The 15545-nt window shown below is 69.3% G+C and carries 11 protein-coding genes, 4 pseudogenes and 1 riboswitch; of the genes and pseudogenes, 5 read left to right on the top strand and 10 right to left on the bottom strand.

What is annotated here, in order from left to right; genetic code table 11:
• Positions 1-30: 30 nt before the first annotated feature.
• Positions 31-2349 carry a 5-methyltetrahydropteroyltriglutamate--homocysteine S-methyltransferase gene (gene metE, locus FRZ03_RS04750; protein WP_146463853.1) on the bottom strand — a complete coding sequence of 773 codons (2319 nt, stop codon included), beginning with the start codon at positions 2347-2349 and terminating at the stop codon, positions 31-33.
• 170 nt (positions 2350-2519) lie between these two features.
• Positions 2520-2741, bottom strand: a riboswitch (cobalamin riboswitch).
• 187 nt (positions 2742-2928) lie between these two features.
• Entirely contained in the window at positions 2929-3798 is an 870-nt protein-coding gene (locus FRZ03_RS04745) for a 3-hydroxybutyryl-CoA dehydrogenase (RefSeq protein WP_146463852.1), read from the bottom strand.
• A gap of 54 nt (positions 3799-3852) precedes the next feature.
• Between FRZ03_RS04745 and FRZ03_RS04740 the strand changes: the two genes are divergently transcribed.
• Positions 3853-4179 (top strand): hypothetical protein, encoded by a 327-nt coding sequence (locus FRZ03_RS04740; RefSeq protein WP_261398557.1) that lies wholly within the window; start codon positions 3853-3855, stop codon positions 4177-4179.
• Positions 4180-4317: 138 nt separating this feature from the next.
• A complete protein-coding gene (locus tag FRZ03_RS04735; RefSeq protein ID WP_222443337.1) occupies positions 4318-4770 on the top strand; it encodes a beta/gamma crystallin domain-containing protein in 453 nt (150 codons plus the stop codon).
• A gap of 137 nt (positions 4771-4907) precedes the next feature.
• Here FRZ03_RS04735 and FRZ03_RS04730 read toward each other — a convergent pair whose 3' ends face one another.
• The 5 genes and pseudogenes from FRZ03_RS04730 to FRZ03_RS04710 all read right to left on the bottom strand — a co-directional run bounded on the left by FRZ03_RS04730 (position 4908) and on the right by FRZ03_RS04710 (position 8767).
• Entirely contained in the window at positions 4908-6062 is a 1155-nt protein-coding gene (locus FRZ03_RS04730) for a PucR family transcriptional regulator (RefSeq protein WP_146463851.1), read from the bottom strand.
• Between the two features lie 336 nt (positions 6063-6398).
• A pseudogene (locus tag FRZ03_RS40955) lies at positions 6399-6497 on the bottom strand (transposase); the annotation flags it as partial.
• Between the two features lie 159 nt (positions 6498-6656).
• Positions 6657-6848, bottom strand: a pseudogene (locus FRZ03_RS39690) (GNAT family N-acetyltransferase); the annotation flags it as partial.
• A gap of 113 nt (positions 6849-6961) precedes the next feature.
• A complete protein-coding gene (locus tag FRZ03_RS04715) occupies positions 6962-7333 on the bottom strand; it encodes a beta/gamma crystallin domain-containing protein (RefSeq protein WP_186785258.1) in 372 nt (123 codons plus the stop codon).
• Between the two features lie 393 nt (positions 7334-7726).
• Positions 7727-8767, bottom strand: a complete 1041-nt coding sequence (locus FRZ03_RS04710; protein WP_146463849.1) for an epoxide hydrolase family protein — start codon at positions 8765-8767, stop codon at positions 7727-7729.
• 37 nt (positions 8768-8804) lie between these two features.
• Here FRZ03_RS04710 and FRZ03_RS04705 point away from each other — a divergent pair, with 37 nt between their 5' ends.
• Complete coding sequence (locus FRZ03_RS04705; protein ID WP_146463848.1) at positions 8805-9365, top strand: TetR/AcrR family transcriptional regulator; 561 nt, start codon at positions 8805-8807, stop codon at positions 9363-9365.
• A gap of 167 nt (positions 9366-9532) precedes the next feature.
• On the opposite strand, the pseudogene FRZ03_RS04700 reads toward FRZ03_RS04705, so the two are convergent.
• Positions 9533-9757, bottom strand: a pseudogene (locus tag FRZ03_RS04700) (transposase); the annotation flags it as partial.
• Here FRZ03_RS04700 and FRZ03_RS04695 point away from each other — a divergent pair.
• On the top strand, positions 9692-10006 hold the full coding sequence (locus FRZ03_RS04695; RefSeq protein ID WP_146463847.1) for an FKBP-type peptidyl-prolyl cis-trans isomerase: 315 nt from the start codon (positions 9692-9694) through the stop codon (positions 10004-10006). The pseudogene FRZ03_RS04700 and the gene FRZ03_RS04695 sit on opposite strands and share 66 nt — an antisense overlap.
• Positions 10007-10424: 418 nt before the next feature.
• On the opposite strand, the gene FRZ03_RS04690 is transcribed toward FRZ03_RS04695, so the two are convergent.
• Positions 10425-11381 carry a LysR family transcriptional regulator gene (locus FRZ03_RS04690; protein ID WP_146463846.1) on the bottom strand — a complete coding sequence of 319 codons (957 nt, stop codon included), beginning with the start codon at positions 11379-11381 and terminating at the stop codon, positions 10425-10427.
• Positions 11382-11538: 157 nt separating this feature from the next.
• Between FRZ03_RS04690 and FRZ03_RS04685 the strand changes: the two are divergent.
• Positions 11539-13590, top strand: a pseudogene (locus tag FRZ03_RS04685) (M4 family metallopeptidase); the annotation flags it as partial.
• A 255-nt stretch (positions 13591-13845) separates the two neighbouring features.
• Here the strand turns inward: FRZ03_RS04685 and gndA are convergent.
• Complete coding sequence (gndA, locus tag FRZ03_RS04680) at positions 13846-15285, bottom strand: NADP-dependent phosphogluconate dehydrogenase (RefSeq protein WP_146463878.1); 1440 nt, start codon at positions 15283-15285, stop codon at positions 13846-13848.
• Positions 15286-15545 lie beyond the last annotated feature (260 nt).

Below are 15545 nucleotides of genomic sequence, written 5' to 3'. Positions count from 1 at the left end.
TGCTGGCGTCCCGGCCCACTGGGATCGGAATCAGGCAGTGGGCAGTTCACCGCGGACGGTGCGGGCCGCTGCGACCAGGTTCTCCAGGGACGCGCGCGTCTCCGGCCAGCCGCGGGTTTTCAGGCCGCAGTCGGGGTTGACCCAGAGTCGCTCGGCAGGGATGGCCTTCAGGCCGGTGCGGAGCAGTTCGGCGGCCTCCTCGGCGCTCGGCACCCGGGGGGAGTGGATGTCGTAGACACCCGGTCCTGCCTCGCGAGGGTAGCCGTGGGCGGCGAGTTCGCGGGCGACCTGCATGTGGGAGCGGGCGGCCTCCAGGCTGATGACGTCGGCGTCGAGGTCGTCGATGGCCTGGACGATGTCGCCGAACTCGGCGTAGCACATGTGCGTGTGGATCTGGGTGTCCGGACGAACCCCGGCGGAGGTGAGCCGGAACGCTTCCGTCGCCCAGGCCAGATAGGCGGCCCGGTCGGCGGCGCGCAGCGGCAGGGTCTCGCGCAGCGCCGGCTCGTCCACCTGGATCACCGAAGTACCGGCCGCCTCCAGGTCGTTCACCTCGTCGCGCAGGGCGAGGGCGACCTGGCGGGCGGTGTCGGCGAGGGGCTGGTCGTCGCGGACGAAGGACCAGGCGAGCATGGTGACCGGGCCGGTGAGCATGCCCTTGACCGGGCGGTCGGTGAGGGACTGCGCGTACGTCGTCCAGCGGACGGTCATCGGCCCCGGGCGGGAGATGTCGCCGGCCAGGATCGGCGGACGGACGTAGCGGGTGCCGTAGGACTGGACCCAGCCGTGCTGGGTGGCGAGGTAGCCGGTGAGCTGCTCGGCGAAGTACTGGACCATGTCGTTGCGTTCGGCCTCGCCGTGTACCAGGACGTCCAGGCCGGCTTTCTCCTGGAAGGAGATCACCTCCTGGATCTCGGCCTTGATGCGCTCCTCGTAGCCGGCCGTGTCGATGCGTCCGGCGCGCAGGTCGGCGCGGGCGGTGCGCAGTTCGCCGGTCTGCGGGAAGGAGCCGATGGTCGTGGTCGGCAGCAGCGGCAGGCCGAGGTGGGCGCGCTGGGCGGCGGCCCGTTCGGCGTACGGCTGGGAGCGGCGGGCGTCGGCGTCCGTCACGGCCTCGGTGCGGGCCCGGACGGCTGGGTCGTGGGTGATGGGGGAATTCGCGCGGGAGGCCAAGTCGGCGCGCTTGGCAGCGAGTTCAGCGGCGATCGTGTCGGTGCCCTGGGCCAGGCCCTTGGCGAGGGTGACGATCTCGGCGGTCTTCTGCCGGGCGAAGGCGAGCCAGCGCAGGATCTGAGGCTCGATGTCCCGCTCGGCTGCTGCGTCCAGCGGCACGTGCAACAGCGAGCAGGAAGCGGCGACGTCGACACGGTCGGCGAGTCCGAGGAGGGTGCCGAGCGTGGACAGGGACTTCTGCAGGTCGTTGATCCAGATGTTGCGGCCGTTGACGACCCCGGCGACCAGGCGCTTGCCGGGCAGTCCGCCGACGGCGGCCAGCGCCTCCAGGTTGGCGGCCGCCGATTCGGTGAAGTCCAGCGCGAGGCCCTCGACCGGAGCCTTGGCCAGGATCGGCAACGCGTCGCCGAGCCGGTCGAAGTAGGAGGCGACCAGCAGCTTCGGCCGGTCTTCCAGAGCCCCCAGCTCGCGGTAGACGCGCGCGGCGGCGTTCAGCTCGGCCGGCGTGCGGTCCTGCACGAGGGCGGGCTCGTCGAGCTGCACCCACTCGGCGCCCGCCGCGCGCAGGTCGGCGAGGACCTCGGCGTACACGGGAAGCAGCCGGTCCAGGAGGGTGAGCGGCTCGAAGTCGGCGGGCACGCCTGGAGCGGGCTTGGCGAGCAGGAGGTAGGTGACCGGGCCGACCAGGACCGGACGGGCGGTCAGCCCCAGGGCGAGGGCCTCCTTCAGCTCCGCGACCTGCTTGGCCGAGTTCGCGCTGAAGACGGTGTCCGGGCTCAGCTCGGGGACGAGGTAGTGGTAGTTGGTGTCGAACCACTTGGTCATCTCCAGCGGAGCGACCTCCTGGGTACCGCGCGCCATGGCGAAGTAGCCGTCCAGCGCGTCGGCGTCGACCGCTGCGCGGTGCCGCTCGGGGATCGCGCCCACCATGACGGTGGTGTCGAGGACATGGTCGTAGTACGAGAAGTCGCCCGTCGGCACCTCGTGGATGCCGGCCTCGGCGAGTTGCTGCCAGTTCGTGCGACGAAGGTCGGTGGCGGTGGCGCGGAGGGCGTCGGCGGTGACGCGGCCCTTCCAGTAGCCCTCGACGGCCTTCTTCAGTTTCCGGTTCTGGCCCTGTCGGGGGTAGCCGTACACGGTGGCCCGTGCTGCCGCGGCTGCGGACTTCGCTGTCACGGAGATCTCCTTCGCGAGATGAATCCCTGAGATCCCGGAGACGGGACGAGAGCGCGAAGGGAAATGACGAACCGGACGGCAACGACCCCGCGCGGCAAGAGCACGGTCGTTCGTCTGGTATGTACGCCGACCCGCCCTCGAGGTCACCGGAATCTCCGCGCACGGAATGGTCCGTACGCGGGCAGTTGGCAGGTCTTCGGACTCGCGGGCACGTCCTCCCTCACGGAGGACACCTACTGGCCGTCGCTTCCCAGGCCCGGTACCTCGGACCCAGTGCGTATGACGGCGGTCGTTCCCGCTCACCGCTGCGGGGCAGTCCCGGATTCCCACCGGGTTCCCTCTTACGACACCCCGCCTGGCGGACGGGGCGAACCAGCTGCTGTGGTCAGCGTACGGGGTGGTGCCGCAAAAGGAAGAGAGCCGTCCAGCATCCGGAAGGTGTGGCACAGTCCTTCAGCCGCGGAACGCCGAAGGGCGGGAAGCGCCGCACACGCGCTTCCCGCCCTTCTCCTGCGCCGTCACCGGGACCCTCGGCCCGGAGTCGGTGCGGGCCCCTCGGCCCGCGTCGTGACCAGGTCCTCAGCCCCGGCCGTAGGTGTGGAACCCCCGGCCGGTCTTCCGGCCCAGAAGGCCCGCCTCCCCCATCCGCTGGAGCAGCGGCGGTGGTGCGTAGAGGGGTTCACGGAACTCGTCGTACAGCGACTCCGCGATGGACGCGACGGTGTCCAAGCCGATCAGGTCAGCGAGTTTCAGCGGACCCATGGGGTGCGCGCAGCCCAGCTCCATCCCGGCGTCGATGTCGGCAGCTGTGGCGAAGCCCGACTCCGCCATCCGGACCGCGGACAGCAGGTACGGGATGAGAAGGGCGTTGACGACGAAGCCGGCCCGGTCCTGAGAGCGGATGACCGTCTTGCCGAGGGTGCGTGTGGCGAAGTTCTCGACCACCGTGGTCGTCTCGGCTGATGTGTGCAGGGAGGTGACGACCTCGACGAGCGGCAGGACGGGGACGGGATTGAAGAAGTGCAGCCCCACGACCCGGTCCGCACGCTGGGTCGCCATGCCGAGCCGCATGATGGGGAGGGATGAGGTGTTGGTCGCGAGAACCACCGCCGGATCCTCGACGATCTTGTCGAGGGCGGCGAAGACCTCAGCCTTGGCATCCGGGTTCTCGATGACGGCCTCGACGACGAGCTGCCGGTCGGCGAGGTCGTCCAGGCTGCCCGTGAAGACCATCCGGGCGAGCGCGTCATCTGCCGCCCCCTGTTCCAGCTTGCCCCGCCGTACCGCCCGACCGAGTGACGCGGCCACCCGGTCCCGTGCCGTGCGGGCGGCGACCGCGTCCACCTCGCACACCACGGTGTCCAGCCCGGCCCGTGCGCAGACCTCGGCGATGCCGGCGCCCATCTGCCCGCCGCCGACCACGCCGACGCGTGCGATGTTCGCGCTCACGCCTGATGCGGTGAGTCAGACGGACATCATCAACGACAACCTCGGCCAGCGGAAGTGATCCAAACGAACCGGCCTCGTCGACGCCCGAGGGCCCGGGGCCATCTATCGTGGCTCGGCTTCCAGACCGAGATCGGGCACCGGCTCGGCAACAGCTTCGTGCAGCGGGCGGACCTGGTGGTGCGGGCGCCGGAGGCCGGGGTGCCGGTGCTGCTGCTGGAGATCGACCGCCGTACCGAGGACGTGCACGACCTGGTCGCCAAGCTGCGCCGGTACTGGGAGTGGGGCCGGCCGCTGCCGAAGGACGCGGACAAGCGCACCGTGGACCGGGTCCGCTCCCGGCCGGACGCGATCGAGCACGTCGACCATGAGAAGCGGCGGTGATGACTGGGGTGGCCAGCAGCTGTGTCAGTGCGGCAATGAGGAACGAGGCATCGGTCCCGGCGCGTTTTATATGCATCTCCAATTTGGCGTCCGCCGATGTTGTTCCGTTGTACGTTGATCGCTTCTCGGGCGGTTGCTATGTTTTTCTGGCTGGCACACATCACCAGCGCCGGTCTCGACAATGCAGCGATCCTACCGTGGAAGGTTCAGTTGACTGGAAAGCTCAAGAAACTCGTGTTTGTCGCGCTGACCACCGCCGCAATAACGGCCATAATTCCCGCTGGCACCGCATCAGCAATCAACACGGTTGATTGCCCCCGTCAAGGGTCGACCGAGTTCGTGCGTTTGGACGCTCTTGACCCCGCGGGCAGCGGTAGTTTCACTGCATGTTTCGCAAATGCCGGAGAAATGCCCGTTACTACCATCTCGGCGCCCTACGCTTGGGCCCGCTATATCTGGACGGGAAATAACCGTGTCCAGTGGTACGGAGACGGACGATGGCAGCCAGACACGCCGATCGATAAGTGGACCACATTTTCTTGGCCGCATTATCCTGGCGGAGTAAAGATCGAGGCGATCCGAATCCTCTGAGTCGTCTGCAGTTCGCGGCCTCATTGTGCTTGACGTTGTATCGCAGTCAACCACAATGAGGCCCTCTGCGTGACCATCGGCGGCTGCAGTGCTACGGCTGCGATCGGCGAGCGTCCGACCGGATGAAGTGCACCGTGTCACTTCGGTGATGCATACACTCTGCGGTACTGGAGGGCCCACCAGATCTCGAACGTTGTCTCCGTGTTCTGGAGGTCTGCTTCGGTCAGTGCGGCGAAGCGGTCCAAGCGGTAGCGCAGTGTGTTGACATGGACGGACAGCGCGGCGGCGGCCTCGGGAATCGAGCGCCGTCGGGACAGATAGGCTTCGACACTGGTCAGCAAGGTCTCCCCGATGGCGCTTTCCGCCTCCACCGGTTCGATGTAACGGGCATGGAGGTACTTCCCCAGCTCCGGGTCGTTCATCACGGGCAGCCGCAACGCCATGCGCCCGCGGTCCACGATCCCGCGGTGGCCGAACCGGGCGGCTGCCTCGAGCAGTTGCGTGGCTTCGGCGAAACCGCCGCTCAACTGCGACAGGCCGGTCGGGCCTGCCAACCCGACCGTGACGTCGTCGGTCAGCTCGCCGGTAATGCGGCCGGACAGCACTGCTGCGGCATCACCGCCGTAGGTGCTGACCAGGACCGTGTTCTGCGGACCAGCCGCCCGTTCCAGCATGCCGGTAAGCGCAACCGAGCGGGTACTGGCGGACCGGGCCCGCAGCACCCAGTACTGATGGTCTGCGGCGAGCCCGAACCTGACTCCCGCTGCTACTATCTGGTCGATCGTCATCGTGCCCTCCAACAGACGGGCGAGCAGGGTCATCCGCTGCTGCTCCTCACGACGGGCGAGGTCCAACTCGGCTTTCCGGTGACCGGCGAGGAACTGGTCGCTGTAGTGGTCGACGAGCTGCCAGATCCGTTGGACGCCGAGCAGCACGGCGTCGGCGGAGACGCCCTGGTCCCGGGCGATGCGGAGGAACTCGTCACGCAGTAGCGCGATGCCGCGGCGGTAGGCGGCCAGGACGTCGGCGATCGGGATGTCCTGCAGTGCCCGGCGTCGCCCGGTCTCCTGCTCATCCTCCGCCACATCGTCGCTGAGGTACTCCTCGCCTCGAAGGGCGGCGACCACGCGGACGACATTCCGGTGCACGGACGACCAGACCTCCGACGGGGGTACCACACGGTACGATCCGATCGCGGCGGTCACCTCCAACTGCGCGGTCACCAGATCCTCGACCCGCAGCAACAGCTTCTCGGTCACCAGGGCGAGTTGGGCATTGAGCGATTCGGACATGTTCCGTCCCCCTTCCCGCGGTGTCGCATGAATGGTCCGGTCCCGACGGACGACGCAGCCGACCGTGACGGTGGCGCCACGACATCAGTCGTCGAACGGCGCCCTGGTCACCCTGCTGGTACTGACGAGCCGTGAAATATCCTGCTGACCGATGACCTTGTCGGTGGACTACCGCTCAGGACCTGTCCGAGCTTCCTGACGCCTACGCACACCAGGCCCCTGACGTGCAGTTTTTGATTACGCACGGGTCCCAGTGGGGTCTCGCTTAAGCGAGGCCCCACTGAGGTGTCCTCTGAGTCCCCACGGGCCGGCTCCGGCCTGACTGATCTCGGCTCGTCAGGGTGAGGTTCCGGTGTCGAGGGTCAGGCCGGTGCCGGCTATGAAGCCGTCGAGGGTGTCGGGCCGGTACTGCAGGCGCTTGAGCCGGTTGCGTACAGGGGCTGGGGTGGGCTTGATCCGCGCGCCTGGCAACGCGCCGCCGGGCCCTGAGGCACGACGAGAACCCGCCGGGGCGACAGGACCGGGCGGAGGCGGTCACGCGCGGCCGGAACTCCGGCCCTTCGGGCGTGTCCGGCCGCGCGGTGTCTCCTCGTATCACCGCGTCCCGCCACTGCACGTCGCGGGAACCCACGGTGGCATCACGCCTTCGCGCATGAACCCGGCCTTCTCCAGAGATCGTTGCTCGGCGACATTGCCAGTCTCCGTGTTCGCTCCGAGCCGTACGACGGGTGAGTGCCCGAACAGGTAGTCGACGAGGAGGCGCTGCACGGCGGTACCGATGCCCCGGCCCTGCGTCTCGGGTCACAGTTGCGCGCCGACGTTCCAGTACGGGGTGCGCCCCGCGCTGGTCCGGCGCCAGGCGAGGACCTGAGCGCGCCGCCGCTGAACATGCCGACACCTCAGAAGATCTGAATAGATGTAATGTTCGGCGGCTGGTTGGGGTAAGTCACGATGTTCCAGCGACTGATCCTGACGGGAGCGCCATTGGCGTCGTTCATCTGGATGTCATTGTTCCCAGTGGAGATCTTGTCCACCCAGGCGCCAGCTCCGAGTTCCATGGTTCCCGCGTTGGCGGCGCAGTATTCGAAAGGCCCGGAAGGGCCGATAATGAGCGGGCGACTGTAATGGCCCCAGATGTGCAACAAGTCGTCGGTAGTGCAAGGCGTCTGATTCATGGCGGGCGCGGCATTCGCCGGAGTTGCCATGCTGAGGCCTGCGGCCAGTAACGCTACAGCGAACAGGCTCCGGGCGGTCTTCCGAATGGTGGGCACGGTGTGATGTCTCCTTGAGGCCTGGGGCCACGCTGCCTGAGCCAGGGTTGCTTCCGAACAATGAGGCAACTGCCCGGTCGGGCGTGAGAGTAGGCCCTTCTGCGTTTCAATCCTGGCGCAGCGCTGTGTCGGCCAGGAACGGCGCGGGGGGTGTTGCCTTCCCATTACACGGACCCCTGTGCCCGCGCGTTCTGCACTGCTGCGGACGTGGGAGCCGGGGGCGCGCCGCGGGGATCGGGAGTGTCCAATGACTGACGTGTCATTGAAACCTCTCAGGTCGAGTTGGTGTCGTGTGGTATCAAGCTAGTGCCTGACCACGAATGTTGACGGTGCCGGCTATCACGCCATGGGCCATGCCATGTGCACGGCGTTGCAGCATTCGCACGTTCTTTTTCAGCCGCCCAGCTTGACCGCACGGTGTACGTCGTGGGCGTAGGCCTCGGGCTGTTCCCAGGCTGCGAAGTGGCCACCGGCAGGGTGTTCCACATAATCGCAAACGTTCAGGAACGCCTCGGCATAGCTTCGCGGCTCCGGTTTGATGTCGCGCGGGAACACGGAGAGCACGGTCGGCGTGTCGACCCGGTCGGGGAGCGTGACCGGTTCGGCATAGGTGGTGAAAGAGGTGCCGATCGTGTCAGTGATCCAGTAGGCGGTGACCCAGGTGAGGAGTTCGTCCGTCGTGAATGCCGACTCGTCGGACCAGGACTCCAGTTTCTCGACGATCCAGGCGGCGAGGCCGGCGGGTGAGTCGCCGAGGGCGACGGCGAGCGTGTTCGGCCGCGTCGCCTGTTGCGCGATGTAGCCGCCTTGGGCCCGGAACCATTGCGCCGACCGGTGGAGGTAGGCCGCTGCGTCGGGCGCGAGTTTCGCCGGGTCGGCGGTGAGCGCACGCTGCGGGGCGATGTTCGTGAGGTGCAGTGCGGTCACGCGATCCGGGTACCCGGCAGCAAGGAGTTCCGCGACGGTACCGCCCACGTCGCCGCCGGAGACCGTGTAGCGCGAGTAGCCGAGCTCATCGAGGGCGCCCGCGACGACCCCGGCGATCCGATGGGCCGACATACCGGGCTCGGTGAGCGGGGCCGCGAACGGGAAGCCCGGCAGCGCCGGAACCACCACGTGCATGTCCGCGAGGAAGGGCAGAACGCGCTCGAACCGCAACACCGAGTCCGGCCAGCCATGCAGCAGCACGACGACCGGGGCGCCGGGATCCGCGGACCGCTGGTGGATCACACGCAGGTCGGTATCGCCCGCCCGCACCGTGACCCAGGGGAATCCGCCGATGCGGCGCTCGTGCACGCCCCAGTCGTACCCGTTCACCCAGTGCTCGAGCAGTTCGTCGAGGCGGGAGCCGCGGATGCCGCGTGTCCCGTCGTCACTCCATGGCGTCGTGACGCGCCGCGTCCGCCGGAGTCGTTCCCGCATCTCCTCGTTCATGTGTATCAGCGTACACATGATGTGTATGCTTGTACACATGACTTTGCGCAATGCAGCCGCCACACAGCAGCGGATCCTGGGGCACGCACGACGATTGTTCGCCCAGCACGGGTATGCGGCGGTCACGGTCAAAGACGTAGCTGACGCGGCCGATGTGTCCCCCAACCTGATCACCCGTTATTTCGGTGGGAAGCAGGGGCTCTTCCTGGCGGCGACCCGGGTGGAGATCCCAGTCTCCGACTCCGTCGGCGGTGACCGTTCCGGGCTGGGTTCGCGTCTCGCGGCGAGCATCGTCCAACGCTGGTTCGGTGCGCCCGGGGAGGATCCCCTGCTCGTACTGCAACGCGCGTCCGGCGAACGCCCTGAGGCGGCGGAGGCGCTGGCCGCATTCCTCGACACCAATGCGCTGGAGCCGCTGTACCGCTACCTGCGCAACAGCGGCCTGGACGAGGCGGACGCCCGCAGTCGAGCCGCAGCGATCGACGCCTTCGTACTCGGCGTCTCGACCCGCCGCCGCATCCTGCGCTCCGAGCTCGGCGACCCCGCCCACCTCCAGGCATGGCTGAGTGCCACCATCCAACGCCTCGCCGACGGGTGATGAACGACAGTAAGAAGTACTGAGCTTGGCGTTTACTGACCTCGGCTCGCCAGGGTGAGGTTGGGGTGTCGGCGCTTCTACCAGTGGAGCAGCCGTTGACGCTGAGATTGATCATGGTCGCGTCGTACACGGGTGTTCTTCATCGAGCCAGTGCGGACGGGGCGGGCCTGATCGGCATACAGACGCCGGGGCTTGCGGCGTGGGCGTCCTCGCAGGCCCCGAATCGCAGGGACGGCGTCCAGCAGCGGCAGCAACTGAGTGACGTCATGCCGGTTTCCGCTGGTGAGCGTGACAGCGAGCGGAATGCCCTGGCGGTCGACGATCAGATGGTGTTTGGAGCCGGGACGGGCACGGGGCCCGTAGCGAAGGCCGGCGACATGGTGAAGGTCCACTATGTCGGCGTTTCGTTCTCCAGCGGCGAAGAGTTCGACGCCAGCTGGAACCGGGGCACGCCACTGCAGTGCAAGCTCGGCGCCGGCCAGGTGATCGCGGGATGGGACGCAAACGTCCAGGGCATGAAGGTCGGCGGGCGCCGCCATCTGATCATTCCGCCCCACCTGGCCTACGGGGACCGGGGCGCCGGAAGCAAGATCGCCCCGGGCGAGACCCTGATCTTCGTCTGCGACCTCATGGAAGTCTGACGGGGCCAGGTCCCTTGAGGCCGCCGGCGTCGCGGAACCCGAGGCCATCCAGGACGAACCGCAGTGGGTGGAGTGGCGGGCGGGCCCTGCCCACGAGTTCAGCGCTCCCTGACGTCCGTGCTGCGGAGCCGGGCAGGTCTCGTCCTGCCCGGCTCCGCAGATCAGTCGATCGGGTTGTGCAGTCCTACCGTGCGGCCCCGGCAGCGATGACACCGGCGAGGACGGCCTTGGGGAGGGACTTTTCGGCGAAGAAGGTCAGCACGCCGACGACGATGCCGCTGACGACGGCTACAGGCCGTCCACAAGCTGACCCAAGGCGAACCTTCTGGCCTCCGCCCGTCCGTGTCCGCTGCACCGCCGCCCGGACCGTCCATCCCCCGGCTGTCTTCCTGCACTGCCCCGCTGTCTGCCGGTGGGCTCAGACGAGGACCGGGTGGAGTTCGGGGCGGGCTTCCCACCATGTGCCGTAGAAGGTGTTGTTGGGGATGCTGTCGAGGTACGCGCGTCCCGCCGCCCGGTACAGCAGCCCGGCACGCTGCTCCGTGACCGCGGCCCGGTTCCAGGCGATCCGGATACGGCCGGTGAGCGGGTCGCCGGCCAGCGGGCGCAGGACCGTTCCCTCGACATGCGGAGAGGTGGGCTGGCACATGGAGATGGCCCGACCGGCGGCGATCAGTTCCCAACGCATCTTGCGGTCGGCGATCCGGTAGCGCAGTTTCGGCGTGAAGCCGGCCTGGAGGCAGGCGTCGGTCATGGCCTCCGGGCCGCCGTCGTCGTCGGTGAGCGTCGTCCAGGTTTCGCCCGCCAGGTCGGCGAGTTCGATCTCCTCCTGCCCGGCCAGGGGGTGGGTGACCGACAGGCGCACGCAGGCGGGTTCCTTCGGGATGAGGGTGCGGGCAGCCACGCCGTCGGGGAGCGGCACCTCGTGGTCGCCGACCTCTCCGTACAGGATCGCGTCGTACTTCCCGGCACCGAGCATGCGGGTGAGCGTGGTCGCCGAGTGCTCGATGGCGATGTCGACCTCATGGTCGGGCAGTTCCTCCTCCAAACGCCCGAACAGCCGGTCGACCAGTACGAGTTGGATGCAGCCGAGCCGCAGTGCCGGATGCGGTGCGGCGGCTCGCGCTCCGGCGGTCAGGGCGTCCATCTCGCCGAGCACCCGGCGTGCGACGGACAGCACGAACTCGCCCAGCGGAGTGGGCTCGACGCCGCTCCTGCCGCGGACGAACAGCTCGCCGCCCGTGACCTGTTCGATACGCCGTAGCTGCGCGGAGAGAGCCGGCTGGGACACCCCGAGCCGCATGGCCGCCCGCCCCAGACTGCCCGCTTCCGCTATCGCGCGGACAGCTTCCAGATGCCTCAACTCCAACTGCATTTCACCAGCATAGGCAGGGCGACGGACGGCCTGGGAGGGGTTCGGGCCGGCCGGGCATAACACCGGCCTTATGCCCGATGGGAGGTCCCTTTTTTGCCATGCCCACGCTCATACTCGGCGCAACCCACCGACTCCCCGTCACGGAACTGGAGCAGACGTGCACCCCACCAGACTCACGGCGGCCCTCGCGGCGCTCGCACTGACGGCGGGCCTCGCAGGCACTCTCGCGAGCACCGCCGCCGCGGCCGCCGAGGGCAGTTCCGCCCCCGCCGCGCACCACCTCAGCCCGCTGCGCACCGGCGCCCTGGAGGCCAAGCTCAGCCCGGCCCAGCACAAGGCCCTGATCCAGAGCGCCCAGGACAAGACGGCCGACACCGCGCGCACCCTCGGCCTCGGCGCCAAGGAGAAGCTGGTCGTCCGGGACGTCGTCAAGGACGCCGACGGCACGCTGCACACCCGCTACGAGCGCACCTACGACGGCCTGCCCGTCCTGGGCGGCGACCTCGTCGTGCACACCCCGCCCGCCTCGCTGGCCGCCGGGACCGTGACCACGACCTGGAACAACAAGCACAAGATGGCGGTGTCCTCCACCACCGCGACCGTCGCCAAGTCGGCCGCCGAGAGCAAGGCGCTGAAGACCGCCAAGGCCCTCGACGCCGCCAAGCCCGCCGCCGACAGCGCCCGCAAGGTGATCTGGGCCGGCAGCGGCACCCCGAAGCTCGCCTGGGAGACCGTGATCGGCGGCTTCCAGGACGACGGCACGCCCAGCAAGCTGCACGTCATCACCGACGCCACCACCGGCAAGGAGCTGTACCGGTACCAGGGCATCGAGACCGGCGTCGGCAACACCCGCTACAGCGGCCAGGTCTCGCTGACCACGACCCAGTCGGGCTCGTCGTACACCCTGACCGACGGCACGCGCGGCGGGCACAAGACGTACAACCTGAACCACGGCTCCTCCGGCACCGGCACCCTGTTCTCGCAGACCAGCGACACCTGGGGCGACGGCACCAACTCCAACGCCGCCACCGCGGGCGCGGACGCCGCCTACGGCGCGCAGGAGACGTGGGACTTCTACAAGAACACCTTCGGGCGCAGCGGCATCAAGAACGACGGCGTCGGCGCCTACTCCCGCGTCCACTACGGCAACGCCTACGTGAACGCGTTCTGGGACGACAGCTGCTTCTGCATGACGTACGGCGACGGCAGCGGGAACAACGACCCGCTGACCGCGCTGGACGTGGCCGGCCACGAGATGAGCCACGGTGTCACCTCCAACACCGCGGGCCTCAACTACAGCGGCGAGTCCGGCGGCCTGAACGAGGCCACCTCGGACATCTTCGGCACGGGCGTGGAGTTCTACGCGAACAACTCGTCCGACCCCGGTGACTACCTCATCGGCGAGAAGATCGACATCAACGGCAACGGCACCCCGCTGCGCTACATGGACAAGCCGAGCAAGGACGGCGGCTCGGCGGACAGCTGGTACTCGGGCGTCGGCAACCTCGACGTGCACTACTCCTCGGGTCCGGCGAACCACATGTTCTACCTGCTGTCCGAGGGCAGCGGCACCAAGACGATCAACGGTGTCACGTACAACAGCCCGACCTCCGACGGTGTCGCCGTCACCGGCATCGGCCGCGACGCGGCCCTGCAGATCTGGTACAAGGCGCTGACGTCCTACATGACGTCCAGCACCAACTACGCCGGTGCCCGCACCGCCGCCCTCAACGCCGCCTCCGCGCTGTACGGCGCCAACTCCGCGCAGTACGCGGGCGTCGGCAACGCCTTCGCGGGCATCAACGTGGGCAGCCACATCACCCCGCCCAGCAACGGCGTGACGGTCACCAACCCGGGCAGCCAGTCCTCCACCGTGGGCACCGCGGTCAGCCTCCAGGTCCAGGCGTCCAGCACCAACAGCGGCGCCCTCACCTACAGCGCCTCCGGCCTGCCCACCGGCCTGTCCATCAACGCCTCCACCGGCGTCATCTCCGGCACGCCCACCACGGCCGGGACCTACAGCACCACCGTCACGGTGAAGGACTCCACCGGCGCGACCGGCACCGCGACCTTCACCTGGACCGTCGGCACCGGCGGCGGCGGTGGCGGCTGCACCTCGACCCAGCTGCTGGCCAACCCGGGCTTCGAGTCGGGCAACACCGGCTGGACCGACAGCGGGGTCATCAACAACGACACCCGTGAGCCGGCCCAGCGGCCCGCCGCCGCCCCCGCCCCCCCCGCCCCGCCCCCCCCCGCCCCCAGCCCCCCGGCCCCCCCCTCACGCCGCCGCGCCTCCCCGACCCCACCGATCGTCCCGGCCTCCCTCCCCCCCCCGGCCCGCGCCCCCCCCCCCACCCTCGCCAGGCCCACGCACCTGCGGCTGCATCGGCCCGCGACCGCCCACCCGCGCCCGCGCCGCGCCGCGTCGGCTCCCCGCGCCCCTCAAGGACATGGCAGGCGCCCGCTACGCCTGCACTTCGCTCCGGTCCCCGCCCCACAGCGTGTGGAACGTGCCCTCCCGGTCCACCCGCCGGTACGTGTGCGCCCCGAAGAAGTCCCGCTGCCCCTGCGTGAGCGCCGCGGGCAGCCGCGGGGCGCGCAGGCCGTCGTAGTACGCGAGGGCCGCCGCGAAGCCGGGCGTCGGCACCCCCTGTCGCACGGCCGCCGCCAGCACCTCGCGCCAGTCGTCCTGGGCCGCTTCGATCTCCCGGGCGAACGTCTCGTCGGAGAGCAGGCTCGGCAGGTCGGGCCGGCCGGCGTACGCCGCGCGGATGCGGTCGAGGAAGGCCGCGCGGATGATGCAGCCGGCACGCCAGATCGCGGAGACGGCACCCTGGTCGATGCCCCAGCCGTACTCCTCGCTGCCCGCCGCGATCTCGTGGAAGCCCTGGGTGTAGGAGACGATCTTGGAGGCGTACAGCGCCTGCTCCACCCGGTCGGCGAAGGCCGCCGCCTCCTGCTCGCCCAGCGGGCTCGGCCGGGGCCCGGCGAGGTGGCGGGAGGCCTCCCGCAGCGCGGCGTGGCCGGACAGCGAGCGGGCGAACACGGCCTCCGCGATGCCCGAGACCGGGACCCCGAGGTCGAGCGCGATCTGCACGGTCCAGCGGCCGGTGCCCTTCTGTTCCGCCTGGTCCGTCACCACGTCCACGAACGGCTCGCCGGTCGCCGCGTCCACGTGGGACAGCACCTCGGCGGTGATCTCGATCAGGTACGAGTCCAGTCGGCCGGTGTTCCAGGTGCGGAAGATGTCCGCGATCTGCGCGGGGGAGTATCCCGCCACGTCCCGCAGCAGCTGGTACGCCTCGCCGATCAGCTGCATGTCGGCGTACTCGATGCCGTTGTGCACCATCTTCACGAAGTGCCCGGCGCCGTCCGGACCCACGTGTGTCACACAGGGCGATCCGTCCTTCGCCTTCGCGGAGATCTTCTCCAGCATCGGGCCCAGCGAGGCGTACGACTCCTTGGAGCCGCCCGGCATGATGCTCGGCCCGTGCAGCGCGCCCTCCTCGCCGCCGGAGATGCCGGTGCCGACGAAGTGGATGCCCTGTTCGCGCAGTTCCCGCTCGCGGCGCCGGGTGTCCGCGAAGTGCGCGTTGCCCCCGTCGATGATCATGTCGCCGGGTTCCAGGAGCGGCGCGAACTCCTTGATCACCGCGTCCGTGGGGTCACCGGCCTTGACCATGATCACCAGTCGGCGCGGGCGTTCCAGCGCCGCCACGAACTCCTCGGCGGTCTCGGCCGCGACGAAGTCCCCCTCGTCCCCGAACCGCTCCACCAGTTCCCGCGTCCGCGCCACCGTGCGGTTGTGCACCGCGACCGTGTAGCCGTTGCGCGCGAAGTTCCGGGCGAGGTTGCGGCCCATGACCGCGAGGCCGGTGACGCCGATCTGCGCTGAAGTGCTCATACCGCCTGCTCCCTGTTCGCCGCGTGCCCGCGGCCGTGCCGGTAGGGGTCCCCGCCCATCCTGACGTGCCCCCCGGCCCGGCGCACCGCGATCGCGACGCCCTCCGCCGTCCGCCCCAACACCACCGTGCCCGCGGGCCCCGCCGCCTCCCTCCGCGCGCCCCCCCCCGCCGCCGCCCTGCCCGCCGGGGCCCCCGCCAGACCGCCGTTCCCCGCGCCCCCCCCCCCGACCACGGCCACGTCGGCGACGGCCGCACCGTG

This window comes from Streptomyces misionensis (assembly GCF_007896895.1).
Taxonomy (GTDB): domain Bacteria; phylum Actinomycetota; class Actinomycetes; order Streptomycetales; family Streptomycetaceae; genus Streptomyces; species Streptomyces misionensis_A.
The sequence above is the reverse complement of the archived record's forward strand: the minus strand, read 5'-3'. Positions and strand labels throughout refer to the sequence as shown.

Excerpts from the sequence above, each read along its gene's own strand:
- FRZ03_RS04735 (WP_222443337.1), top strand. The coding sequence starts at position 4,318 with ATGTTTTTCTGGCTGGCACACATCACCAGCGCCGGTCTCGACAATGCA.
- FRZ03_RS04730 (WP_146463851.1), bottom strand. The coding sequence starts at position 6,062 with ATGTCCGAATCGCTCAATGCCCAACTCGCCCTGGTGACCGAGAAGCTG.
- FRZ03_RS04710 (WP_146463849.1), bottom strand. The coding sequence starts at position 8,767 with ATGAACGAGGAGATGCGGGAACGACTCCGGCGGACGCGGCGCGTCACG.
- FRZ03_RS04705 (WP_146463848.1), top strand. The coding sequence starts at position 8,805 with ATGACTTTGCGCAATGCAGCCGCCACACAGCAGCGGATCCTGGGGCAC.
- FRZ03_RS04695 (WP_146463847.1), top strand. The coding sequence starts at position 9,692 with ATGGTGTTTGGAGCCGGGACGGGCACGGGGCCCGTAGCGAAGGCCGGC.
- FRZ03_RS04690 (WP_146463846.1), bottom strand. The coding sequence starts at position 11,381 with ATGCAGTTGGAGTTGAGGCATCTGGAAGCTGTCCGCGCGATAGCGGAA.
- gndA (WP_146463878.1), bottom strand. The coding sequence starts at position 15,285 with ATGAGCACTTCAGCGCAGATCGGCGTCACCGGCCTCGCGGTCATGGGC.